We start from the raw sequence: 217 nt of genomic DNA, 5'->3' as shown, positions 1-217 counted from the left end.
CATCAGCATCAATCGCTTGTAGCACCTGGATGGCACGATGTCACCTATCAAAAATTGCGTCATCTATCACCTGAATTACGTTTGAAGGCGGAACAATTGTTAGAGACGCTTCACGTTCCACCACAGCAAGGATTGCTCCATGGGGACTTTCATTTTCAGAACATCCTCGTGACAGCGGATGAAAGATTCGTCGTCATTGATTGGCATGATGCGACGA

The 217-nt window shown here is 46.5% G+C and carries 1 protein-coding gene; it reads left to right on the top strand.

Annotated elements, in window-relative coordinates; translation table 11 throughout:
• A partial coding sequence (locus B2751_RS10855; RefSeq protein WP_290774757.1) for a phosphotransferase occupies window positions 1-217 on the top strand: 217 nt, incomplete at both ends.

It is taken from the genome of Exiguobacterium sp. UBA6282 (genome assembly GCF_002440475.1).
Classification (GTDB): Bacteria; Bacillota; Bacilli; order Exiguobacteriales; family Exiguobacteriaceae; genus Exiguobacterium_A.
This window is presented reverse-complemented; position numbering and strand designations above follow the sequence as displayed.